Genomic DNA, 23499 nt, shown 5'->3' with positions numbered 1-23499 from the left:
GCGCCGAAGGGGTTACTTGTAGACGCGGAAGCGCTTCCAGTCGGCGCGGCCCTCGAGCTCCTCGGGGGTCTTGCGATAGCGCTTGTATTCCCACTGGTACTGGACCGGGTCCAGGGCGATGGCGGCCTCCACGCAGGCGTTCACCCCGGCCGCCGAGGTGGTCTCGTCGCTCGAGTAGACGCGTTCGTCGGCGGCCAGGAAGTGCAGCGCGAAGCCGCGGCCGCGCACGCGCCTGGCCACGCCGGTGACCACCCGCGCCTCGGTGCGGGCCACCAGCTTGGGCAGCAGGGTGGCGGTGTAGGCCTGGCGGCCGAAGAAGGGCGCGAACACGCCGCTGCCCCAGCTCGGCGTCTGGTCCGGCAGGATGCCTACCGTCTCGCCGCGCTTGAGCGCCTTGAGCAGCGCCGCCACGCCGCGCGGGTTGGTCGGCACCAGTTCGGCGCCGCGCCGCTCGCGGCCGCCGCGGATGATCGGGTCCAGTGGGGCGAGCTTGGGCGGCTCGTACATGGCGGTGAAGGGGAAGTGCCCGGACAGCCAGAAGTTGAGCACCTCCCAGTTGCCGAAGTGGGGCGCCAGCACGATGACGCCGCGCCCCTCGGCGCGGGCCTCGTCGAGCAGCTCGCGGCCATGGACCTCGAGAATGCTGGCCTCGACCCGGTCCGGCTCGCCCATCCAGGCCAGGCCCAGCTCGAGCATGGTGGCGCTGGAGTGCACCAGGCTGCGCCGCGCCAGGCGGCGGCGTTCGCCTTCGGGGCAGTCGGGATAGGCCTGGGCCAGGTTGATGCGGGTCACCCGGCGCTCGCGCCGGCTGCCGAGCTGCACCAGCGGGCCGGTCATGCGCGCGAGGCGCCACAGCGAGGCCGGTCGCCAGTCGGCGAGGGCGCGCCACAGGCCGGCGATCAGCCGCGCCTGAAGGCGCCCCGGGGTGTGTTGCGTGTCGGCCATGGATCAGATCAGCCAGGTGTCGACGTTGTCGGGGGCGCGCTTCTCCTGCAGGCCCTTGAAGCCCTTGACGCAGCGGATGATCATCCACACCGCCAGCGCGATCAGCAGCGGGAAGCCGATCACGACCAGGGTCAGCAGCGAGGCGACGAGGGCGTAGACCAGGCCGATCCAGAAGGTGCGGATCTGGTAGCGGTAGTGTTCGTCGAGCCAGGACGGGCCCTTGCCGCGATAGATGTAGGCGATCACCACGCCGATGATGCCGGTGAAGCCGACCACGAAGCTGGCCAGGTAGAGGGCATAGACGACCATGGCCATGGTGGTGTCGGGGGTGCGGGCGTCGTCGGCGACGACGGCGTCGTGGCGCGCGGGGTCATGCTCGTTCATCGGTCGTCCTTGAAAGGGTGAATAGCGTGTTGCTCATGATACTGGCCTGCGTTGGCGATGCCACCGTATGCCATCGGAGACGCCGGCAAGAGCCTTCGGCCAGATTGGGAAAAGCCTTCGGCCAGATGGGTAAAAGCCTACGCCCGGCATCGGCACCCGCCGGGTCGGGGCGCCTTCGGCGATGTGGCCCGATCCCTCAGCGCCTGGGGCGGCTGATCTCGAGCAGGTTGCCGTCCGGGTCGCGCAGGTAGAGCGACTCGATCTCGCCGATGGCGCCCTGGCGGCTGACCGGCCCCAGCTCGACCTCGATGGAGAGCGCCTCGAGGTGGCGCTGGACCTCGTCGAGGGGCAGCTGGCTGCGCAGGCACAGATCGAGGCTGCCCGGGGTGGGCGTGGCGGCCCGGGGCTGGATATCGGTGGCGGTCCAGTGCAGGCGCAGGGCCATGTCGCCGAGCATCAGGTCCACGCGCTCCTGATCGCGATAGCGGACGTCCAGCCCCAGTACCCGGGTGTAGAAGTCCACGGCGCGGGGAATATCGGTCACGGTGATGACCAGGTGGTCCAGACCTGACAGCATGCATGCCTCCTGAAAGTGAGTCCTGCCACAGAGAATACGATGATGCCGACCTGTCCGCTATGCGCATCCACCGACCACGCGCCCTACCATCGCGATGCGCGGCGCGACTATCGCCGCTGCCGACGTTGCGCCCTGGTGTTCGTGCCGGCCCATCAGCGCCTCGGGCCGGCGGAGGAGAAGGCGGTCTACGACCAGCACCAGAACTCCCCCGACGACCCCGGCTATCGTCGCTTCCTGTCGCGGCTGTTCGAGCCGCTGGCGGCGAAGCTCTCGCCCGGCGCCCGCGGGCTCGACTTCGGCGCCGGCCCGGGGCCGACGCTGTCGGTGATGTTCGAGGAGGCCGGCCACCCGATGGCGATCTATGACGCCTTCTACGCGCCGGACGCGGCGGCGCTCGAGCGCAGCTACGATTTCATCACCTCCACCGAGGTGGTCGAGCACCTGTTCGCGCCCGGGGCCGAGCTCGAGCGCCTGCTCGGTCTGCTGGCGCCCGGTGGCTGGCTGGGGCTGATGACCAAGCGGGTGCCGCCAGGCGTGGAGGCCTTCGCCGGCTGGCACTACATCCTCGATCCGACCCACGTCTGCTTCTTCGACGAGGCGAGCTTTCGCTGGCTCGCCGAGCGCTGGCAGCTGACGGTGAGCTTCCCGGCGGGCGACGTCGTATTGCTGCAGAAGGCATGAGGACGCTTCGTTCGATAACGCGCCGTTATCGTCATCGAAGTGTCGCGAAAAAGCCTTCCCGGGAGGATTGGCGGCGCCCGTGACCGGGCGTATATTCGTGCGCGAATTCCCGTCACCGCCGCCTCGGCGGCGGCGTTGTCTCGCGGCTCGTCGGAGGCCTTCGCGCATGTCACGCCAGCTGTTGCTCATGGCCCTGGGGCCGCTGCTCGGACTCTTCATCCTGGGCATCGGCAACGGTTTCCTGACCACGCTCACCACCCTTAGGCTGGACGCCGCCGGGGCCTCGTCGCAGGTGATCGGCTGGGTCTCCTCGGCCTACTTCATCGGCCTGGGCGTGGGGGCGATGGTCAACGACCGCCTGCTGCTGGCGATCGGCCATATCCGCGCCTACGGCAGCTTCGCCTCGCTGCTGGCGGTGTCGGTACTGCTGCAGGGCATGTTCGCCGATCCCCTGGCCTGGTTCGCCCTGCGCCTGATCGCCGGCTGGGCCACGGTGGGCGTGTTCCTGGTGATCGAGAGCTGGCTCTTGACCGCCGGGGACGACCGGGTGCGCGGGCGCCTGCTGGCGATGTACATGATCGTGGTGTTCGCCGCCGGGGCGATCGGCCAGCTGCTGTTCGGCCTGACCCGCGGCATGGCGCCCACCGAGCCCTTCATGCTGGTCGGCCTGCTGGCCTCGCTGTCGGTACTGCCCATGGCGATCATCCCGCGGGTCACGCCGCTGCTGGAGAAGGCCGAGCCGCTGTCGCCGCTGCGCCTGATCACCCTGACGCCCACCGGCGTGATGGGCAGCTTCGGCTCCGGCATCGCGGTGGCGGCGGTCTATACGCTGCTGCCGCTCTACCTGCAGCGCAGCGGCATCGGCGGCGACCGCGTCGGCCAGCTGATGGCGCTGGTGGTGCTCGGCGCCATGTGCCTGCAGTACCCGGTGGGCCGCTGGTCGGACCGCCACGACCGCCAGCTGGTGCTGATCGGGCTCGGCGGTTTCTGCGCGCTGATCTGCGCCGGCATCCTGCTGTTGCCGCTGCCGCCCTGGGGGCTCGCCGCGCTGCTGTTCCTGCTCGGCGGCGGGGTCTTCTCGCTGTATCCGGTGGCGGTGGGGCACGCCGCCGACCGCGCCCCGGCGGGCGCGCTGGTGCGCATGAGCCAGGGCCTGCTGCTGATCAACGCCATCGGCGCGACCCTGAGCCCCTCGGCGATCGGCCCGGTGATGACGCTGGTGGGCGACGGCGGGCTGTTCTGGTCGCTGGGCGCGCTGGGCGTCGGGCTGGTGGCCTTCTTCGCCTGGCGGCGCAGCGTGCGCCCGGCGCCGGTGCCGGTGGCGCCGTTCTCGCCGGCCACGCCGCTCAGCGCCGCCGAGCTGGCGGTCACCGAGGAGTGGGTGCAGGGCGCGCTGGAGCACGAGCACGTCGAGGATCTGTCCGAGGCGGTGCCGGACGTCGAGGTGGCCGAGCCGCTGGTCGGCCCGCCGCCGCCCGACGAGCCGCATATCGTCTACTACGATGACGCGGCGCCGGCGGGGGCTGCGTCCGACGCCGATGCCGATGAGAGGGCCGCCGAGGACGCCGGCCAGGATCGAAGGGCGACCTACGGCTAATGGTTCATCGGCCGTCGTGAATCTAGGCTCGCCGGAACGTCCTGTTTTCGAGGTGCCCCGATGACGCCCTATTCGCCGCCGCTTCGCGATGTTCGCTTCGTGCTCGAGGAACTGCTCGAGCACGGCTCACTCTCCCTGCCCGGCTTCGAGGAGATCGGCCCCGAGCTGGCCGACGCCGTGCTGGAGGAGGCCGGCCGGCTGGCCAGCGAGGTGTGGGCGCCACTCAACGCCGTCGGCGACCGCCAGGGCTGCCGGCGCCGGGAGGACGGCGCCGTCACGCTGCCCGAGGGCTTCGCCGAGGCCTACCGGGCCTACGCCGAGGGCGGCTGGAACGGCATCGGTGTCTCCGCCGCCCACGGCGGCCAGGGCCTGCCGGAGACCGTGGCCAGCGCCGTGCAGGAAATGCTGCACGGCGCCAACATGGCGCTGGGGCTGTGCCCCATGCTCACCGCCGGCGCCATCGAGGCGCTGGCCCGCCATGGCAGCGAGACGCTGCAGGCGCGCTACCTGCCGCCGCTGGTGGAAGGCCGCTGGACCGGCACCATGAACCTCACCGAGCCCCAGGCCGGCTCCGATCTCTCCCAAGTGAGGACCCTGGCCGAGCCCGCGGACGACGCGTCCGGTCGTTATCGCCTCAGGGGCCAGAAGATCTACATCACCTGGGGCGAGCACGAGGCCGCCGAGAACATCCTGCACCTGGTGCTGGCGCGCACCCCGGACGCCCCCGAGGGCAACCGGGGCATCTCGCTGTTCCTGGTGCCCAAGTATCTGGTGGAGGAGGACGGCTCGCTCGGCGCGCGCAACGACGTGACCTGCACCGGGCTCGAGCACAAGCTCGGCATTCACGGCTCGCCGACCTGCTCGCTGAGTTTCGGCGAGCAGGAGGGGGCCATCGGCTATCGGGTCGGCGAGCTCGGCCGCGGGCTCAATCACATGTTCACCATGATGAACGAGGCCCGCCACAAGGTCGGCATCCAGGGCATCGGCGTCGCCGAACGCGCCTGCCAGCAGGCGCGCGGCTACGCCCTGGAGCGGGTGCAGGGCCGCCGCGACGGCGCGCCCTGCGCCATCGCCGAGCATCTCGACGTCAGGCGCATGCTGCTCTCGATGCGCGCCCGCACCGATGCGCTGCGTGCCCTGGCGCTGACCTGTGCGGCGCAGATGGACCGGGCCCGCCACGCCCGGGATGAGTCCGAGCGCCAGGCCGCCCAGGCGCGGGTCGAGGTGCTGATCCCGGTGGTCAAGGCGTTCTCCACCGATCAGGCGGTGGAGATCGCCTCGCTGGGCCTGCAGGTCCACGGCGGCATGGGCTACATCGAGGAGACCGGCGCCGCCCAGCTCTTGCGCGACGCGCGCATCGCGCCCATCTACGAGGGCACCAACGGCATCCAGGCGCTGGACCTGGCCGGCCGCAAGCTGGCCCGCGACGGCGGCGCGGCGCTGAGCCGGCTGGCCGACGAGGTCGAGGCCACCGCCGAGGCGCTCGCCGCCAGCCCCGAGCTGCGCCCGCTGGGCGAGAGCCTGGCCGGCGGCGTGGCCGACCTGCGCACCGCCATGGGCCTGGTGCTGTCCCAGGGCGCCGATCCCGAGCGCGGCGCTGACGCCGTTCAGGCCTGTGCCACGCCCTTCCTCGGCCTGGCCGGCCACGTGCTGTGCGCCTGGCAGCTGGGCCGCTCGGCCCTGCGCGCCGAGGCGGCGCTGGCCGACGGCACGCATGACGCCGACTTCTATCGCACCAAGCTCGCCGAGGCGGAGTTCGGCCTGCGCCAGTGGCTGCCGGAGGGCCGCGCCCGGCTGGCGGCGATCGAGGCCGGCCTGGGCGGCCTGGCGGCGCTGAAGCCCGAGCATCTCTGAGCCCGGCAAGGGGGGCGAGCCGGCCAGCGTGATGTCAGCGCAGGCGGGCGTGACTCGACCGCGACACGCCAGCGGTGCATGCTGATCCGAGTGCCCGCCGGGCGTGATCGGCGGGCGAGTCCACCCAAGCGAAGGAGAGGCAGCGATGAGTCAATCACCGATCGGCGTCGTGGGCGCCGGCACCATGGGCCAGGGCATCGCCCAGGTGCTGGCGACCGGCGGTTTCACGGTCCGCCTGTTCGACGTGGCCGGGGAGGCGCTCGAGCGCGCCCGGGCCGGCATCGACAAGGGGCTCGGCAAGCTGGTGGCCAAGGAGAGGCTGAGCGAGGGCGCGCGCGCCGACGCCCTGGCGCGGCTCCACGGCACCACCGAGCTTGCGACCCTGGCCGACTGCGAGGTGATCATCGAGGCCGCGCCCGAGAACCCCGAGCTCAAGGAGCGGCTGTTCCGCGACCTCGGCGCGCTCGGCGACGACATCATCCTCGCCTCCAACACCTCCTCGCTGTCGCTGACCCGGCTGGCCGGGGTCTGCGAGCGCCCCGAGCGGGTGGTGGGCATGCACTTCTTCAACCCGGTGCCGGTGCTGGCGCTGGTCGAGGTGATCCGCGCCGAGCAGACCGCTGACGCCACCGTGGCCCGCGTCGAGGCGCTGGCCGAGGCGCTGGGCAAGACCGCGGTGCGGGTGGGGGATTCGCCGGGCTTCGCCGTCAATCGCCTGCTGGTGCCGATGATCAACGAGGCGGCCTTCCTGGTGCAGGAGGGCGCGGCGACGCCGGAGGCGGTGGACCAGGCCATGCGGCTCGGCGCCGCCCATCCCATGGGGCCGCTGGCGCTGGCCGACCTGATCGGTCTGGACGTGTGCCTGGCGATCATGGAGGTGCTGCAGGAGGGCTTCGGCGATCCCAAGTACCGGCCCTGTCCGCTGCTCAAGCGCATGGTCGATGCCGGCTATCTGGGCCGCAAGAGCGGGCGCGGCTTCCACGTCTACGACGCGGCCTGACCCCGACCAAAGCCGCGATTGTCGCTCACCCTAGCGTTCGCTAGGGTGAGGTCGTTGCGTCTTTCCCGATATCACGAGACGAGGAGCCATCATGAGCGAGCAGGCGATCGAGGTGCAGGACGATGGCGGCGTGGTCCGTCTGACCGTCAACCGTCCCAAGGCGCTCAACGCCCTGAACAGCGAGGTGCTCGCCGCCCTGGCGGCGGTGCTCGACGATCTCGAGACCCGCGGCGACCTGCGCGCGGTGCTGATCACCGGCGCCGGCGAGAAGGCCTTCGTGGCCGGCGCCGACATCACCGAGATGCGCGACATGAACGCCGTCGAGGCCCGCGACTTCGCCGGCCAGGCCCAGGCCACCCTCAAGCGGCTCGAGGCGCTGCCGGTGCCGGTGGTGGCGCTGGTCAACGGCTTCTGCCTGGGCGGCGGCTGCGAGCTGGCGCTGGCCTGTGACTGGGCGGTGGCCAGCGACAACGCCGTGTTCGGCCAGCCGGAGGTGCTGCTCGGGGTGATTCCGGGCTTCGGCGGCACCCAGCGCCTGCCGCGCCGCGTCGGCCCGGCCATGGCCCTGGACCTGGTCACCACCGGGCGCAAGATCGACGCCGGCGAGGCCCTGCGCATCGGCCTGGTCAACCGGGTGATGCCCCAGGCCGAGCTCGAGGACTACGCCGCCGAGCTGACCCAGCAGCTCGGCGGCAACGGCCCCCAGGCGGTGCGCGGCGCCAAGCAGGCGGTCCACGACGGGCTGGACCAGGACCTGGACAGCGCCCTGGCGCTGGAGACCAGCCTGTTCGCGCTGTGCTTCGCCGGCGACGAGCAGCGCGAGGGCATGAGCGCCTTCGTCGAGAAGCGCAAGCCGAACTTCTGAGCGCCGCTCGCCCCCTCCCGGCATCGACGGCCGTGGCGGCGACGCCACGGCCGTCCTGTGTCTGTGGCGTCAGTCCAGGCCCCGGTCGCCTCGCCCGGCCAGTCGCGCCGGCCGGCCGAGGCGCAGCACGCCGGTGGCGATGGCGGTGCCCGCGAGGGTGATGGCCATGCCGGCCAGGATCTGCAGGCTCAGCGTCTCGTCGAGCAGCACGTAGCCCCACAGCAGGGCGCTGACCGGTACCAGGAAGGTCACGGTGGAGGTGGCGGTGGCCCCGGCGCTGGCGATCAGTCCGAAGTAGAGCAGGAAGGCCAGGGTGGTGCTGAAGGCCGCCAGCGCCAGGCCATTGGCCCAGCCGAGGCCGCTGATCGGGGCCTCGGGCCACAGCCACAGGCCCGGCAGCAGCAGGATCAGCCCGGACATGGCGCAGCTGCCGGCGGCCAGCACGCGCACCGGCAGGTGAGACAGGTAGGTCTTGGAGTAGTTGGTGGCGATGCCGTAGCAGAAGGTGGCGCCGAGCACCGCGAGGATGAACCAGCCGTCGCCGCCCAGGGCGAAGTCCAGCCGGTCCGCGGACAGCACATAGACGCCGAGGAAGGCCAGCGCCAGGCCCAGGTACTGGCGCCTCGACACCGGCGTGGCGAAGAACAGCGCGCCGAGCAGGGCGGTGAACAGCGGCGTGGTGGCGTTGATCAGCGAGGTGAAGCCGGCCTCCAGCCGGGTGGTGGCCAGCGCCAGCAGCGAGAACGGCAGCACGTGGTTGACCAACCCCAGCAGCATCAGCCGGCCGGCGTTGTCCCGCACCAGGCGCAGGTAGCGCACGCCGAGCAGCAGCGGCAGCATCAGCAGCGCGCCCACGCCCATGCGCACCAGGATCAGCGGCACCGGGCCGAACTCGGGCACCGCCACCCGCATGAAGATGAACGACATCCCCCACAGCGAGGAAAGCAGGATCAGGCGGAGGGTATCGGCCGGGCTCATGGCGGTGTCCAGGTGGCGAGCGGGAGGGAGGGTGCCATGGCAGGGTAATCGCCCGTCGGCCGGCGGGGAAGGGCGTGGAGGTTCGCATCGTATCCTCGGCCATGAAGGGGGGCGCGGCTGCCGGCGGTGTGCTCCAGCGCAGTCCCGGTTGTGCGAGGCGTACCGCGATGGCAGGAGGTTCCTTGGCTCGGGGGGGCGGCCATGCCTGTCATGATGCAAGCCGCCATCCTCGTCGCCCCCGGCCGCCCCGAATGCGGGCCGGGGGCGGCGCTGGCGCGCAGGCGGTGGCCGTGATATCGCTGTGGGGGCGATGATTCCACACGGAGGCGACCATGAAGACCATCGGCGTGCTCGGCGGCATGAGCTGGGAGTCCACCCAGAGCTACTACCGGGCCCTCAACGAGGGCGTGAAGCGCGAGCTGGGCGGCTTCCACTCGGCGAAGGTGGCGCTCTACAGCGTCGACTTCGCCGAGATCGAGACGCTGCAGCAGGCGGATCGCTGGGGCGAGGCGGGCGAGCGGCTCGCCGAGGCGGCGCGGCGGGTGCAGGCGGCGGGAGCCGACTTCCTGCTGCTGGCCACCAACACCATGCACAAGGTGGCGCCGGCGATCGAGGCCGCCATCGAGATCCCGCTTCTGCATATTGCCGATGCCACCGCCGAGCGGCTGCGCGACGACGGGGTGCGTCGCGTGGGGCTGCTCGGCACGCGCTTCACCATGGAGCAGGCCTTCTACAGGGACCGGCTCGGCGAGCGCTTCGGCATCGAGGTGCTGGTGCCGCAGGCCGAGCAGCGCGAGCGGGTGCATCGGGTGATCTTCGAGGAGCTGTGCCAGGGCCGCATCGAGCCGGCCTCGAAGGCGGCGTATCTCGAGGTCATCGCGGACCTGCACGCCCGCGGCGCCGAGGCGGTGATCCTCGGCTGCACCGAGATCGCGCTGCTGGTCGGCCAGGGCGACACGCCGGTGCCGCTCTACGACACCACGGCGCTGCACGCCGAGGCCGCGGTGACGGCCGCCCTGGCCGAGGAAAAGGGCGAGCGGGCTTGGTAGAGTGACGGCTTCCATCAACGCCAGGGAGGCAGGGATGCGCATCACCCAGCTCAACATCTATCCGGTCAAGTCGCTGCGCGGCATCGCCCTCGACGAGGCCACGCTCACCGAGCGCGGCCTGGCCTTCGACCGCCACTGGATGGTCGTGGACGCCCGCGGCCGTTTCGTCACCCAGCGCGAATGCCCGGCCATGGCCATGGTGACGGTGCGCCTCGAGCCGAACCGCCTGGTGCTGGAGCACCCCGCGGCCGCGCCCCTGGCGGTGCCGCTGGCGCGTCACGGGCTCGAGCGCCTCGAGGTCAGCCTCTGGAAGGACAGCGGCGAGGCGCTGGACGAGGGCGCCGAGGCGGCCGAGTGGCTGACCGCCGTGCTGGGCGATCGGGACGGCGGACTGCGCCTGGTGCGCTTCCCCGAGGAGCGCCGTCGCGAGGTCGAGGCCGACTATCTGCGCGGCGAATCGGCCCACACCGCCTTTGCCGATGGCTATCCGCTGCTGGTGGCCCATCGGGCCTCCCTCGAGCGGTTGAACGAGCGCCTCGCCGAGAAGGGCCTGGACGCCGTGCCGATGAGCCGCTTCCGGCCCAACGTCGTGGTCGAGGGGGAAGGACCCTTCGCCGAGGTCGACTGGGACGAGCTGACGCTCGGCTCGGGCATCCGGCTGGGGCTGCGCAAGCCGTGCAAGCGCTGCAAGATCATCACCCAGGATCAGCGCACCGGCGAGGCGCCTGAGCCCAAGGAGCCGCTGAAGACGCTGGTGGAGATGGATGCCCAGCCGGGCTGGAAGGGCGCCTACTTCGGTCAGAACGCCGTTCCCCTCGACGGCATCGGCCGGACGCTGCGCGTCGGCGATGACGCGGCGGCAACGATCAGGGCCTGAGGCGCGCCGCCTCTGATCGGCATGGAATGCCGCCTGGCCGAGGCCAGCTGAGCTCGCCTCGAGCATGGGGGCAGCCGTCAGTGCGACGGGTCGACCAGGCCGCCCAGCGAGGCGTTGCGACGGAACCAGCCGGCGATGCTGGCGCGGGGATAGCGGGTCGGCAGCACCTCGTGGGGCACGCGGTCGGAGAGGAAGCAGACGAAGGTGCCGGCCTCGGGCCGGACCCGGGTCAGCTCGCGGTCGGGGTCGTGCTCGTCGAAGATGACCATCTCGCCCTCGCCGTCGGCGGGCCAGTCGGGGTTGAGGTAACCCACGGTGGAGATCACCCGGTTGGCGCGGCCGCGGAAGCTGTCGAGATGGCGGCGGTAGAAGGCGCCGGGCGGGTACTGGGCGAAGTGCGCCTCGTACTCGAACAGGCCCAGAAACAGCGCCTGGTTGAGCGCCTTTTGCAGTTCGCCCATGGCCTCGAGATAGCGGCGCTGGGCCAGGCTCTCGCGGTCCAGCCAGCGGATGGCGTCGCCGCGGATGTCGCGGCGCAGGTGATGCTCGCGCCCGCGGCCGACGCCGGCGGCGTCCAGCGCCTCGCGCGAGGCCATCGTCTCGAGCTCGGCGAGCAGCGGGGCGTGCAGGGCCTCGGGCAGGAAGTGCTCGCCCAGATACCAGCCCTGTTCGACCAGGGCGTCGACCAGCTCGGTCAGGCGGGCGGGGGGCAGATGCGGTCGGGTCATGATGGCGTCAGTCGGCGTTCGGGGTGAAAGTGCAGCTCGCCCTCGGGGCGCTGGAAGAGATCGATCGGCATGGCGAACCCCTCGGCCAGCAGCTCCACCAGCATCATCGAGGACAGCCCCCAGATCACGTGGTCGTCGTGGCGATAGCTCGGCACGTAGTAGTCGCGGCCGTCGACGCGGATCACGTCGGTGTGGGTGCGCCGGTCGGCCAGGAACGCCGCCAGCGGCACCTCGAAGATGGCATCGAGCTCGCCGGGGTCGGGCACGAGCGGCAGGTCCGCGGGAATCACGCCGACGTACGGCGTGACGCGGAGGCCGTGCAGCGAGATGACGTCCGACAGCCGGCCGAGCACCTCGACCCGCCCGGGCGGCAGGGCGATCTCCTCCTCGGCCTCGCGCAGGGCGGTGGTCAGCAGGTCGGCGTCGGCTTCCTCGCGCTTGCCGCCGGGAAAGGCGACCTGGCCGCTGTGGGTGGAGAGATGGGCGGCGCGGCGGGTGAACAGCAGCGTCGGCTCGGGGCGTGCCACCAAGGGAAGGAGCACCGCCGCCTGGGGCAGGTCGAGCGTCACGCGGCGCGGCGCATGCGCTTGCAGGCGCTCGCGAAGTTTCTCTAACATGATGATTCCATCGAGTTTCACCTCTTTTACCCAGTCGCCGCACGCGGCGTCAAGCCCGGGGCACTCCCGGTGCCAGCCAGTCAGGGAGCGCCATGAATTTTTGCAGTCACTGTGGGCAGCCGGTCCGTTTCGCGATTCCCGAGGGCGACGATCGTCCGCGCTTCCTGTGCGACGCCTGCGGCACCATCCACTACCAGAATCCGCGCATCGTGGCCGGGACCCTGCCGGTGTCGGGCTCGCGGGTGTTGCTGTGCCGCCGCGCCATCGCCCCGCGCAAGGGCTACTGGACGCTGCCGGCCGGCTTCATGGAGAACGGCGAGACCACGCCCGAGGCAGCCGCCCGCGAGACCCGCGAGGAGGCCATGGCCGAGGTCGCGCTTCACGGCCTCTACACGCTGATCAACCTGCCGCATATCGACCAGGTGTTCATGATCTTCCGCGCCGAGCTGGACGGCGACTTCGGCGCGGGGCCGGAGAGCCTCGAGGTGGCGCTGTTCGAGGAGCACGAGATTCCCTGGGGCGAGCTGGCCTTCCCCACCATCGAGCGCACCCTGCATCATTTCTTCGCCGACCGCCGCGGCGGTGACTTCGCGCTGCACGTCAGCGACATCACGCCCGAGGATCGCGAGCGCTACTTCGGCTCCGCCTGACACCGAGGCCGCCCCGACCGTCGCGATTCTCCGACCAGACGACGCCACGGGCCATGCCCGTGGCGTTTTCGTTGCGGACCGCTAGAGATCGGCCAGCTTCCAGGCGTCGTAGGCCGGCTCCTCGTAGGGGTGGGCACGCCGGAGCGCGGCCAGGGCCTCGCGGATCAGCGCATCCTCGCACACCAGCTCCACCTTGAGCTCCTCCACGTGTTCCAGGTCGCCGACGCGGCCGATATGCGGGTCGGCGCCGGCCAGCGGGCGGAACTGGCCGGTGCCCGGCGTCTGGAAACAGCAGGCCTCGTAGTCGCCGATGCGCCCGGCGCCGGTGGCGAACACGGCTTCCTTGACGGCCTCGGCGTCTTCCACGGGAACGAAGAAGGCGAGCTTGTACATGATGGTCTCCGATGTCGAGGATGCTTCCTCGTTGTGCCACAGCGGCGCGCGGCCGTCAGCCGGCGCGAGAAAAAACTTGTCGCTTTCCTGTACGTGAATTACATTTTGTATAGGTCGAGTAAAGGAATCTCTTCCAGACATCCCTCGCACCGAGTGCCAACCGGTATCCCCGGAGGAGCCATCTCATGAAGGTCATGACATCACGCATTCCCCAGTTCATCGGCGCCGGCCTGGTCGGCCTGGGCCTGAGCTTCGGCCTGAGCGGCGCCGTTCAGGCCGATCATCACGGCATGAAGGCGGACATCGTCGATACCGCCGTCGAGGCCGGCCAGTTCGAGACCCTGGTGGCCGCGGTCAAGGCCGCCAATCTGGTCGAGACCCTCAAGGGCGAGGGACCGTTCACGGTCTTCGCGCCCACCGACGAGGCCTTCGCGGCGCTGCCGGAGGGCACGGTCGACGACCTGCTCAAGCCGGAGAATCGCGACACCCTGACCGCCGTTCTGACCTACCATGTGGTGCCGGGCAAGGTCATGGCCGAAGACGCCATGGCCGCCGATAGCGCCACCACCGTCCAGGGGCAGGACATCAGCATCACCACCATGGACGGCCAGGTGATGGTGAACGACGCCACCGTGATTCAGCCCGACATCGAGGCCAGCAACGGCGTGATCCACGTCATCGACGGCGTGCTCATGCCCGAATGACGCCGATAGTCCTCCCGCGATTGCCTCATGCAATCTCCTGTTTGCCGCCCCTCCCCCGGGCGGCTTTTTTTGCTGCCCGTGCCGTGATCGGCAGGGCAGGGCGCTTTGACAGCGAGCGCGTGCGGGGCGAGCCTCGTCGGAACCACGATGCACGGAGGGAAACGGATGTTCGATGATGCCCTGATGGCGCTGCTGGATCGCCTCGACCTGGGGCCCCGCGACTCGCTCGAGCCGCTCTCCGGCGGTGACATCGCCGCCGTCTACCGGCTGGCGACCGACCGCGGCGAGGTGGTGCTCAAACGCGACGACCCCGAGCGGCTGGCCGGCGAGGCCGAGGGGCTGCGTGCCCTGAAGGCGGCGACGACACGACTCGCGGTGCCCGAGGTCTGGGGCGAGGGCGATGGCTGGCTGGTGATGGAGGCGCTGACGCCGGCCCGGCGCACGGCCGCCGGCGAGCGCGCCCTGGGCGAGGGGCTTCGCGAGCTGCATGGAGTGCCGGCGTCGGGCGAGGCCTCCCACGGCTGGGCGCGGGACAACGCCTGCGGCGCCACGCCCCAGCCCAATGCCCCGCTCGACGACGGTCGCGCCTTCCAGCGCGAGCGCCGGCTGCTGCCGCTGGCGCGGGCCTGCCATGACCGGGGGCTCCTGGACGCGCGTCTTCGAGAGCGACTTGAGGCGGTGGCCCAGGCGCTCGAGGACTGGCTGCCGGACGCCTCGGGGCGGCGGGTGCACGGCGACCTGTGGTCGGGCAACGTGCTGTACACCACCCGCGGGCCGGCGCTTATCGATCCGGCGGTCTATCGTCACTACCCGGAGGTCGACCTGGCCATGCTGACGCTGTTCGGCGCCCCGTCGGAGGCCTTCTTCGAGGCCTACTGGAACGGCGCGGCGCCGGCGGACTGGCCGCGTCGCGAGGCGCTGTTCCAGCTCTATCCGCTACTCAATCACCTGCTGCTGTTCGGCGGCGCCTATCGCGACGCCGTGGCGCGGGCGCTGACGCGGGTCGAGCGGGGCGGATGAGGCGTTTCCACGCCGCGTCTGGTTGCTCTCAGCCCTGTCGCAGCCGGGCCAGGGCGCGTCGCCACCAGGGCGAGCGCTGCCCGACGGCGGGGAAGTCCCGGGTCAGGAAGTCGGCGACCGGCCCCGCCTGCTCGGGGCGGTCGAGCATCGGCGCATGGCCGCAGTCGGCCGCCTCGAGGGTGATCAGCCCGGGCTGGGCCTCGCGCATGCGCTCGACGCTCTCGGCCTTGAGCAGCGGCGAGGCGGCGCCGCGCACCACCATCAGCGGGCAGCGGATCGCGCGCCAGTCGGCCCAGGTGTCGCGCGGCGTGTCGTGGATGAATTGCTCGCCGATGCGTGGATCGTAGTGGTAGGTCCAGCCGCCGTCCGGCAGTCGGCGGGCGCTGTCCAGGGCCAGGCGACGCCAGGCGTCGTCGCTGCGCGGGCCGAAGCCTTCATAGTGCCGGCGCAGCTCCGCGGCCAGGTCGCGGAACCGGCCGAAGCGGTGGGGCACGCCGAAGTAGGTGCCCAGCGCGGCCAGGCCGTCGGGGTCCAGCTCCGGCCCCACGTCGTTGAGCACCAGGCGCTCGATGCGCGCGGCGGTGTCGGTCTCGGCCGCCAGCAGCATCCCCAGCAGGCCGCCCATGGACGTGCCGACCCAGGGCACGCGCTCGAGGCGGAAGTGATCGAGCAGCGCGACTGCTATGGTCATATAGTGCGAATACAAATAGTCGTGGGCGGGATAGAGCGACCAGCTCGACAGGCCGCGTCCCGGGGTGTCCGGGGCCAGGACCCGCCAGCCCGGCCCCAGGCGCCGGGCGAAGTCGGCGAAGTCGCCGCCGTGGCGGGCCAGGCCATGCCAGGCGACCAGGGTGCGGGGCGCATCGGGATGCCAGATGCGGACGGCCACGTCCAGCTCCCTGACGCGCACGAAGGTCAGATCGTCCATGATGAGGGCTCGGTCGGCGTATGTGGCTTTGCAGCATAGACGATTCCGGGAGGGCAGCTGGCAGGAAGATAATTTCCTTGCTAATTACACGAACGTTGATGGATTGACGTGGTAAACATGCGACAATGAATGTATATCCCCTAGCCACTCTATGTAGAAGGAACCTGCCGATGAAGCCGTATCGTCCGGTGTTGTCGGGACGGCGTGTGCTGTTGCCCTGCCTGCTGGCCGCTTCCCTGGCCGGTCAGGCCCAGGCCGCCGACCTGCTGACCATCACCCGGGATGCCATCGACAACAACGCCAGCCTGGCCTCGGCGCGCGCCCAGCGCAGCAGCGTGGAGGAGGGGCGCAACGTCGAGCGTGGTGACCTGCTGCCCCAGGTCTCGGCCACGGGCGATGTCGCCCACAACCGCCTGTACGACAGCATTGCCTCGACCCAGTCGGTCAGCACCGGCAACGTGGATGACAGCTACAACAGCGCCAGCCTGACCCTGGAGGCGACCCAGGCGCTGTTCGATGCCGCCAACAGCGCCGAGGTCAATCAGGCCGAGAGCCTGATCGACCAGCAGACCTACCAGCTGGCCGCCACCGAGCAGCAGGTGCTGATCGACGTCTCCTCGGCCTATTTCGACATCCTGCGCGCCCACGCCATCCTCGAGGCGCGCCGCGCCCAGGAGCGGGCCATCGGTCGCCAGCTCGAGCAGGCCCAGGAGCAGTTCGACGTCGGCCTGATTGCCATCACCGAGGTGGAAGAGGCCCGGGCAAGCTTCGACCAGTCCCGCGCCGACCGCATCGCCGCCGAGAACGACCTGCAGGTCAGCTTCGAGACCCTGGAGCGGCTCACCGGCCAGCGCTACGACAGCATCGACGCCTTGCAGGACGCGATGCCGGTGAACCCGCCTGAGCCCACCGGCCGCGACGCCTGGGTCGACCTGGCGATGGACAACAGCCCGCTGGTGCTGGCCAGCCAGGCCGGCGTCGAGGTTTCCGAGGACGCCGTGGACATCGCCCGGGCCCAGCGTCTGCCGGTGGTCGAGGCCTTCGCCAGCTACGACTACTCCGACACCGACCAGGACTACATGGAAGGGCATAGCTCCCAGAGCCAGGTCGGTGCCCGGGTCAGCCTGCCGATCTACACCGGCGGCCGGACCAGCGCCAGCATCCGCCAGTCCACCTACGACCTGGAGTCCAGCCAGTACGACTTCGAGGACCAGCGTCGCGACACCATCCAGCAGGTACGCTCGCTGTACACCCAGGTTACCAACGACGTGGCCACCGTCGAGGCGCGGGCCCAGGCCATCGTCTCCAACCAGAGCGCGCTGGATGCCACGCGTGCCGGTTACGAGGTCGGCACCCGCAACATCGTCGACGTGCTCGACGCCGAGCAGAGCCTCTACGACGCCATCGCCGACCACGCCGATGCGCGCTTCAGCTACGTGATCGACCTGCTCAGCCTGCGTCAGCAGTCGGGCACCCTGAACGTCGAGGCCATCGAGGCGCTCAACGACTGGCTGTCCACGGAGCAGAGCGTGTCGCTGGCGCTGCCGGAGGCCGGCGAGGCCAGTCGCTACGACGAGGCGATGGATATCGGCGCGCCGCCCCGTCCCGAATCGTGAGATCCACTTACGTACAGGCGTGAATGTATGTTTATATTCACGCCTGTCGTGCGAACCCCCTTCGACGTTCGATCCCTTAACGAGAATCAGGCATGAATACAACACTTCGACGCAGTCGTGCAGGGCTGTTGGCACTGGCGGCTGGGCTGTTGCTGTCCGCCTGCGGTCAGGACGAGGCGGCCCAGCAGCAGGCCGGTGGCGGCGAGACCCCGCCGCAGCCGAAGCCGGTGACGACGCTGGCGCCCCAGGACATTCCGCTGGACAAGTCCTATCCAGCCCAGCTGCGCAGCGATACCGAGGTGACGCTGGTGGCCCGTGTCACCGGCGTGCTCGAGGAGCGTCTCTTCGAGCCCGGCGACATCGTGGAGAAGGGCGACAGCCTCTTCGCCATCGAACCGGACGTCTATCAGGCCACGGTGTCCCAGCGCGAGGCCGACCTGGCCAGCGCCCAGGCGGAAGAGGCCCGCGCCCAGCGCGATGCCAGCCGCTATCAGCGGCTGCTCAACCAGAACTCCGTGAGCCGCCAGCAGGCCGACCAGGCCCAGGCCGACCTCAACGTCGCGCGTGCCAGCGTGGCCCAGGCCGAGGCCGCGCTGGCCAGCGCGCGTATCGATCTGGACTACGCCGACGTCACGGCCCCGGTCGGCGGCGCGATCAGCCTCAGCGAGGTCAACGTGGGCAACCTGGTCAGCTCCGGTACCGAGCTTGCCACCATCACGCCGGTGGACCCGCTCGAGGTGCGCTTCCAGCTGCCCCAGCAGGACGCCTTCACGCTGCGTCGCCAGCTCGGCGACCAAGAGCCCGGCCAGATCGCGGCCCGCCTGACGCTGCCGGGCGCCAACGACACCCTCGAAGGGCACCTGGAATTCCTCGGCTCGCGGGTCGACGAGCAGACCAGCACCGTGCAGGCCAAGGCCTCCTTCGACAATCCCGAAGGCAAGGTGCTGCCGGGGCAGTTCGTGCGCGTTCGTCTGGCGGGCCTGAAGCGCTTCGAGGTGCTGGCGGTGCCGGAAATCGCGGTGGGCCAGGGCCTGATGGGGCCCCAGGTGTTCGTGCTCGACGAGGACGACGTGGCGCGTGCCCGCACCGTGGAGCTCGGCGAGCTGGCCGGCCCCTGGCAGATCCTGAAAGGCGGCGTGGAGCCGGGTGATCGGGTGATGGTCGGCGATCCGGCCGGCGTCGAGCCCGGCACGCCGATCGCACCGCAGCCGTTCGACGGCGATGCCCAGGCGCTGATCGCAAAGGCCACCGGGCAGACCCAGGGCCAGCCATCCGGCCAGGGGCAGGGCTCGGCACAGGGCAGCGATAGCGCGCCCGCCGCCGAACGCGCCTCGCCGGCCGAAGAGGACGCGGCGGAATGAATTTCTCCAACTTCTTCATCAAGCGACCGATCTTCGCGTCGGTGTTGGCGATCATCCTCACGGTGGTCGGCCTGATGAGCATGCGGGTGCTGCCGATCGAGCAGTACCCCAGCGTGGTGCCGCCCACGGTCTCGGTCAACGCCACCTTCCCGGGGGCCGACGCCGAGACCGTGGCCCAGACCGTGGCCGCGCCCCTGGCGGAGGCCATCAATGGCGTCGAGGACATGCTGTACATGACCTCGACCAGTGCCGACAACGGCACGATGAGCCTGAGCGTGTCGTTCGACATCGGCTCCGATGGCGACATCAACACCATCAACGTCAACAACCGGGTGCAGGGCGCGCTCTCGCAGCTGCCCGAGGCGGTGCAGGAACAGGGCGTGACGGTGGAGCTGGAGTCCAGCTCGATCCTGATGGTGGTGTCGTTGCTCTCCCCGGAGGACGACTACGGCAAGATCTACATGCAGAACTACGCCTCCCTCAACATCCTCGACGAGCTGCGCCAGGTGCCCGGCGTCGGCGGTGCCGAGGTGCTGGGGGGCGGCGACTTTGCCATGCGGGTCTGGATGAATCCCGACAAGCTGGCGCAGTACGACCTGACCCCGTCCGAGGTGGCCAGCGCGATCCGCGCCCAGAACACCGAGGTGTCGGCCGGTAGCCTGGCGTCGACCCCCCAGGACGAGGCGCGGGCCTTCACCTACACCATCACCGCCGGCGGCCGCCTGAGCAGCGTCGACGACTTCCGCGACATCTTCCTGCGCACCAATCCCGACGGTTCGGCCCTGCGGCTGGACGACGTGGCCCGCATCGAGCTGGGGGCCTCGTCCTACGGCGTCGATGCGCAGCTCAACGGCGGCACCATGGCGCCGATCATGATCACCCAGCAGCCCGGGGCCAATGCCCTGGAGACGGCCAACGCGGTCAAGGCGAAGATGGAAGAGCTGTCCGGCCGCTTCCCGCCGGGGCTCGAGTACGCCACGCCCTACGACACGACGCTGTTCATCGACGCCTCGGTGGAGACCGTGTTTCACACCTTCATCGAGGCGTTCCTGATCGTCGGCGTGATCCTGTTCATCTTCCTGCAGAACTGGCGCTTCACGGTGATCGCCATGTCGGTGGTGCCGGTCTCGGTGCTGGCGACCTTCGCCGGCTTCTACATCTTCGGCTTCTCCATCAACCTGCTGACGCTATTCGCCCTGGTGCTCTCCATCGGCATCGTGGTCGACGACGCCATCCTGGTGGTGGAGAACGTCGAGCGGGTGCTCGGCGAGGACGAGGACACCACCGTCCTGCAGGCCACCGTCCAGGCCATGCGTGAGGTCGGTGGCCCGGTCATCGCCACCTCGCTGATCATGGCGGCGGTGTTCGTGCCGGTGGCCTTCCTGGGCGGCTTCAGCGGCCAGATCTACCAGCAGTTCGCGCTGACCGTGGCCGTCTCGGTCGCCTTCTCGGCGCTGATGGCGCTGACCTTCACCCCGGCGCTGTCCGCGATCTTCATCAAGCACGACCTGCACACCAGGGAAACGGCCTTCCGCCGCGCGGTGCGCACGCCGCTGCGCCTGTTCGACCGCTTCTTCGCCGGCACCACCGCCGTCTACATGTGGGTGGTGAAGAAGCTGGTGCGGTTCTGGGGACTGGCGCTGCTGCTGACCGCCCTGGTGGGTGCCGGTTCCTGGTGGCTCTACCAGAGCACGCCCTCGACGCTGGTCCCCGAGACCGATCAGGGCATCGTGATCACCTCCGTGCAGCTGCCGGACTCGGCCTCGCTGGAGCGGACCCGGACCTACATGAGCGAGCTCAGCGCGTCCATCCAGGAGATTCCGGGCGTGAAGTACGCCACCTCGGTGGCGGGCTACGACATGCTGACCAGCTCGGTGAACACCGCCCGCGGGGTGATCTTCGTCACCATGGAGCCCTGGGAAGAGCGTGACATCACGGCCACCGACCTGATCGGCCAGATCATGGGGCTCGGTGCGAAGACGCCGGGCGGCTCGGCGATGGCCTTCAACATGCCGCCGATCATCGGCCTGTCGACCACCGGCGGCTTCACCGGCTACCTGCAGTCCTATGACGGCGCGACGCCCGAGGAGCTCTACCAGGCCTCGCTCAAGGTCATGCAGGCGGCCGGCCAGAACCCCGTGCTGAACCGGGTGTTCACCACCTTCAACGTCAATGTGCCGTCCTTCAGCGCCGAGATCGATCAGCAGAAGGCGCTGAGCTACGGCGTGTCGCTGGAGGCGCTGAACTCGACCCTGGGTAATACCTTCGGCAACGGTTTCGTCAACTACTTCAGCTACAAGGGCCGCAACTTCCAGGTCTACCTGCAGAACGAGGACGAGTATCGCGACACGCCGGACGACATCAACAACATCTTCGTGCGCGGCGGCGACGGCGAGCGGATCCCGCTGTCCGAGTTCGTGACCCTGGAGCGCCAGGTGGCGCCGGCGGTGGTGACACGCTTCGGCGTCTATCCCGGGGCCCAGTTCCAGGGCGGTCCGGCGCCGGGCTACAGCTCCGGCCAGGCGATCGATGCCATGGAGCAGATCGTCGACGAGGAGCTCGGCGACGGCTGGGGCATGGGCTGGACCGGCACCGCCTATCAGGAGAGCGAGGCGGGCAGCGCGGCGACCCTGGCCATCGTCTTCGGCCTGCTGATGGTGTTCTTGATCCTCGCCGCCCAGTACGAGAGCTGGTCGCTGCCGCTGGCGGTACTCACGGCCACGCCCTTCGCCTTCCTGGGGGGCATCGGCGGCATCGCGCTGCGCTCGCTGGATACCAGCGTCTATGTGCAGATCGGCATGCTGGTGGTGGTCGGCCTGGCGGCCAAGAACGCCATCCTGATCGTCGAGTTCGCCGAGCTGCAGCGCCGCGAGATGGGCAAGACCCTTCGCGAGGCGGCCATCACCGCCGCGGAGCTGCGTTTCCGGCCGATCGTGATGACCTCGCTGGCGTTCATCTTCGGCACCCTGCCGCTGGCCATGGCGACCGGGGCGAGTGACACCAGCAGCCAGCACATCGGTACCACGGTGGCGATGGGCATGGCCTCGGTGGCGATCCTCGGCAGCCTGTTCGTGCCGACCTTCTACGCCATGATCGCCGGCGTCACCGACTGGCTGAGGCGCAAGACGGGCGGCGAGCGCGCCGAGCATTCGGCGCAGGAGCAGGGCGCGACCCGCTAACGGTTGCGTCTCGCCCCGACACGGGCACCGTCTCCTTCGGGAGGCGGTGCCCGTTTGCGTTGGGTCAGGGAAACGTCGATCTGCGACCAAAGTGGTGCACTGTGCCCCACGAGGGGGCGCTACGCTGAAGGCATCAGAACGCTTTGCCGGCTAATCGGCCGGATGGAGGAGCCGCCATGGATGCCATCGTCTCGCTTGCCTTGAGCTTTCCGCTCATCTTCTTCACGGCGCTGCTGGCGCTGACGGTCGTCTACTGGCTGCTGGTGCTGCTGCGCCTGGCGCCGGTGGAGCTGTTCGAGCACGACAGCCTGCGCAACGACACCCTGGCCAGTGCCCTGGTGTCGCTGGGCTTCGCCGGCGTGCCGGCCTCGATGGCGCTCAGTGCGCTGATCGTGCTGGCCGCGGCGCTGGCGCTGGCCGCCGAACTGGCGCTACTGGGGCCGCTGCCGCTGGGCTTCTTCCGCGTGCCGCTCGGCCTGGCGGTGATCTGGGCGGCGTTCGCGCTGGCCTCGCCGTTGGCCGCGGCGCTGTGTCGTCGGCTGCATCGCCGCCTGCATCGTCATCCGGCGCTGTCGAAGCGCTGCCTGCTGGGCGAGCGGGTCCGCGTCACCTCGGTCGATGGCGAGGGGGCCACCGCGGTGATGGACGACGATCCCGCCCGTGAGGTGCGTCTGCGGGGCAAGGCCGACAACCGGCCGCGGGTCGGCGAGGTGCGCGTGCTGGTCAAGTATCTGGCGGGGCAGGAGGCCTATCGTTCAGTGCGGGAGGAGCACTACCTGGATGCGCGGACGCGGCTGGTGCGGCTGCATCTGCTGGAGCGTCACGAGGGGCCGATGCACGGCGGGAGCGGCCACAACGGCTCGCATCCTTCAGCGTGAGGCGTCGGCCGGCTGGCTGATCAGGGCCAGCTGGGTGTCGACCAGCTCGGTGCTGCGTTCGAACAGCGAGAAGGCTTCGGTGTCGCGCAGCCAGTCGTGGTAGAGCCCGCTCAGGGTGGCCTGCAGCAGGCGGGTGGCGAGCTCGGGGCTGATGTCGTCGCGCAGCTGGCCGAGTTCGCGGGCGGCGCGGAAGTAGCCGAGCAGGGCGTCCAGGCATTCGCTGGCCATCTCGGCCTGCATGGCCTGGGGGTCGATATCGCTGAAGAACTCGCAGCGGTGCAGCAGGATGGCGTGAACCCGGCGGTGCCGCGGCTGTTCCAGGCGCCGAACGCCCTGCTGGTAGCCCAGGCGAATGGCTTCCAGCGGCTGGGCGACATCGGCCTCGCTCTCCGCCACCAGCTCCTCGAACGGCATGCGCACCCGGTCGAGCATGGCATGGAACAGGTCGGCCTTGTTGCGGAAGTGCCAGTAGACGGCGCCGCGGGTCATGCCGGCGTGGCGGGCGATCTGCTCCAGCGAGGTGCGCGCCACCCCTTTCTCGAAGAACACTTCCTCGGCGGCATCGAGCAGGGCCACGCGGGTGGCTTCGGCTTCGGCCTTGGTGCGTCTGGCCATGGT

The 23499-nt window shown here is 70.1% G+C and carries 23 protein-coding genes; 14 read left to right on the top strand and 9 right to left on the bottom strand.

Annotated features, from left to right (window positions below; translation table 11 throughout):
- Positions 1-12 precede the first annotated feature (12 nt).
- The 3 genes from UYS_RS0213650 to UYS_RS0213640 form a co-directional block, all read right to left on the bottom strand.
- Entirely contained in the window at positions 13-945 is a 933-nt protein-coding gene (locus UYS_RS0213650) for a lysophospholipid acyltransferase family protein (protein WP_016856074.1), read from the bottom strand.
- A 3-nt stretch (positions 946-948) separates the two neighbouring features.
- A complete protein-coding gene (locus UYS_RS0213645; RefSeq protein WP_016856073.1) occupies positions 949-1329 on the bottom strand; it encodes a DUF4870 family protein in 381 nt (126 codons plus the stop codon).
- A gap of 196 nt (positions 1330-1525) precedes the next feature.
- Entirely contained in the window at positions 1526-1906 is a 381-nt protein-coding gene (locus UYS_RS0213640; RefSeq protein WP_016856072.1) for a VOC family protein, read from the bottom strand.
- A 39-nt stretch (positions 1907-1945) separates the two neighbouring features.
- Between UYS_RS0213640 and UYS_RS0213635 the strand changes: the two genes are divergently transcribed.
- The 5 genes from UYS_RS0213635 (at position 1946) to UYS_RS0213615 (ending at position 7903) form a co-directional block, all read left to right on the top strand.
- Positions 1946-2587, top strand: coding sequence for a class I SAM-dependent methyltransferase (locus UYS_RS0213635; RefSeq protein WP_016856071.1), 642 nt, complete (start codon positions 1946-1948; stop codon positions 2585-2587).
- 166 nt (positions 2588-2753) lie between these two features.
- Positions 2754-4184: an MFS transporter gene (locus tag UYS_RS0213630; protein WP_016856070.1), complete on the top strand. Its 1431-nt coding sequence runs from the start codon at positions 2754-2756 to the stop codon at positions 4182-4184.
- Positions 4185-4244: 60 nt separating this feature from the next.
- Complete coding sequence (locus UYS_RS0213625; RefSeq protein WP_016856069.1) at positions 4245-6038, top strand: acyl-CoA dehydrogenase; 1794 nt, start codon at positions 4245-4247, stop codon at positions 6036-6038.
- Between the two features lie 145 nt (positions 6039-6183).
- Positions 6184-7038 carry a 3-hydroxyacyl-CoA dehydrogenase NAD-binding domain-containing protein gene (locus UYS_RS0213620; RefSeq protein WP_016856068.1) on the top strand — a complete coding sequence of 285 codons (855 nt, stop codon included), beginning with the start codon at positions 6184-6186 and terminating at the stop codon, positions 7036-7038.
- Positions 7039-7129: 91 nt separating this feature from the next.
- Positions 7130-7903, top strand: coding sequence for an enoyl-CoA hydratase-related protein (locus UYS_RS0213615; protein WP_016856067.1), 774 nt, complete (start codon positions 7130-7132; stop codon positions 7901-7903).
- Between the two features lie 69 nt (positions 7904-7972).
- Here UYS_RS0213615 and UYS_RS17455 read toward each other — a convergent pair whose 3' ends face one another.
- Positions 7973-8881: a DMT family transporter gene (locus tag UYS_RS17455; RefSeq protein WP_016856066.1), complete on the bottom strand. Its 909-nt coding sequence runs from the start codon at positions 8879-8881 to the stop codon at positions 7973-7975.
- Between the two features lie 332 nt (positions 8882-9213).
- Between UYS_RS17455 and UYS_RS0213605 the strand changes: the two genes are divergently transcribed.
- Positions 9214-9930 (top strand): aspartate/glutamate racemase family protein, encoded by a 717-nt coding sequence (locus tag UYS_RS0213605; protein ID WP_016856065.1) that lies wholly within the window; start codon positions 9214-9216, stop codon positions 9928-9930.
- 34 nt (positions 9931-9964) lie between these two features.
- Positions 9965-10807, top strand: coding sequence for an MOSC domain-containing protein (locus UYS_RS0213600; RefSeq protein WP_016856064.1), 843 nt, complete (start codon positions 9965-9967; stop codon positions 10805-10807).
- Positions 10808-10884: 77 nt separating this feature from the next.
- Here the strand turns inward: UYS_RS0213600 and UYS_RS0213595 are convergent, their stop codons facing one another.
- Positions 10885-11535, bottom strand: coding sequence for a 2OG-Fe(II) oxygenase (locus tag UYS_RS0213595; RefSeq protein ID WP_016856063.1), 651 nt, complete (start codon positions 11533-11535; stop codon positions 10885-10887).
- Positions 11532-12152, bottom strand: a complete 621-nt coding sequence (locus tag UYS_RS0213590; protein ID WP_016856062.1) for a CoA pyrophosphatase — start codon at positions 12150-12152, stop codon at positions 11532-11534. The genes UYS_RS0213595 and UYS_RS0213590 overlap by 4 nt, the downstream gene beginning before the upstream one ends.
- Positions 12153-12244: 92 nt before the next feature.
- Between UYS_RS0213590 and UYS_RS0213585 the strand changes: the two genes are divergently transcribed.
- The gene (locus UYS_RS0213585; RefSeq protein ID WP_016856061.1) at positions 12245-12802 is read left to right on the top strand and encodes an NUDIX hydrolase; all 558 of its coding nucleotides are present in this window, start codon (positions 12245-12247) and stop codon (positions 12800-12802) included.
- A gap of 81 nt (positions 12803-12883) precedes the next feature.
- Here UYS_RS0213585 and UYS_RS0213580 read toward each other — a convergent pair whose 3' ends face one another.
- Entirely contained in the window at positions 12884-13195 is a 312-nt protein-coding gene (locus tag UYS_RS0213580; protein ID WP_016856060.1) for a YqfO family protein, read from the bottom strand.
- Between the two features lie 185 nt (positions 13196-13380).
- Between UYS_RS0213580 and UYS_RS0213575 the strand changes: the two genes are divergently transcribed.
- Positions 13381-13899 carry a fasciclin domain-containing protein gene (locus tag UYS_RS0213575; RefSeq protein WP_016856059.1) on the top strand — a complete coding sequence of 173 codons (519 nt, stop codon included), beginning with the start codon at positions 13381-13383 and terminating at the stop codon, positions 13897-13899.
- Between the two features lie 165 nt (positions 13900-14064).
- Complete coding sequence (locus tag UYS_RS0213570; RefSeq protein ID WP_016856058.1) at positions 14065-14919, top strand: fructosamine kinase family protein; 855 nt, start codon at positions 14065-14067, stop codon at positions 14917-14919.
- A 28-nt stretch (positions 14920-14947) separates the two neighbouring features.
- Here the strand turns inward: UYS_RS0213570 and UYS_RS0213565 are convergent, their stop codons facing one another.
- A complete protein-coding gene (locus tag UYS_RS0213565) occupies positions 14948-15847 on the bottom strand; it encodes an alpha/beta fold hydrolase (protein ID WP_016856057.1) in 900 nt (299 codons plus the stop codon).
- A gap of 170 nt (positions 15848-16017) precedes the next feature.
- Between UYS_RS0213565 and UYS_RS0213560 the strand changes: the two genes are divergently transcribed.
- The 4 genes from UYS_RS0213560 to UYS_RS0213545 all read left to right on the top strand — a co-directional run bounded on the left by UYS_RS0213560 (position 16018) and on the right by UYS_RS0213545 (position 22881).
- Complete coding sequence (locus tag UYS_RS0213560; protein WP_016856056.1) at positions 16018-17463, top strand: TolC family outer membrane protein; 1446 nt, start codon at positions 16018-16020, stop codon at positions 17461-17463.
- Between the two features lie 92 nt (positions 17464-17555).
- A complete protein-coding gene (locus tag UYS_RS0213555) occupies positions 17556-18824 on the top strand; it encodes an efflux RND transporter periplasmic adaptor subunit (RefSeq protein WP_026068556.1) in 1269 nt (422 codons plus the stop codon).
- Complete coding sequence (locus UYS_RS0213550) at positions 18821-22003, top strand: efflux RND transporter permease subunit (RefSeq protein ID WP_016856054.1); 3183 nt, start codon at positions 18821-18823, stop codon at positions 22001-22003. Before UYS_RS0213555 ends, UYS_RS0213550 begins: the two co-directional genes overlap by 4 nt.
- Positions 22004-22179: 176 nt before the next feature.
- Positions 22180-22881, top strand: coding sequence for a hypothetical protein (locus UYS_RS0213545; protein WP_016856053.1), 702 nt, complete (start codon positions 22180-22182; stop codon positions 22879-22881).
- On the opposite strand, the gene UYS_RS0213540 is transcribed toward UYS_RS0213545, so the two are convergent.
- Positions 22873-23496: a TetR family transcriptional regulator gene (locus tag UYS_RS0213540; RefSeq protein ID WP_016856052.1), complete on the bottom strand. Its 624-nt coding sequence runs from the start codon at positions 23494-23496 to the stop codon at positions 22873-22875. The two genes, UYS_RS0213545 and UYS_RS0213540, sit on opposite strands and share 9 nt — an antisense overlap.
- Positions 23497-23499 lie beyond the last annotated feature (3 nt).

This window comes from Halomonas smyrnensis AAD6 (assembly GCF_000265245.1).
Taxonomy (GTDB): Bacteria; Pseudomonadota; Gammaproteobacteria; order Pseudomonadales; family Halomonadaceae; genus Halomonas; species Halomonas smyrnensis.
This window is presented reverse-complemented; position numbering and strand designations above follow the sequence as displayed.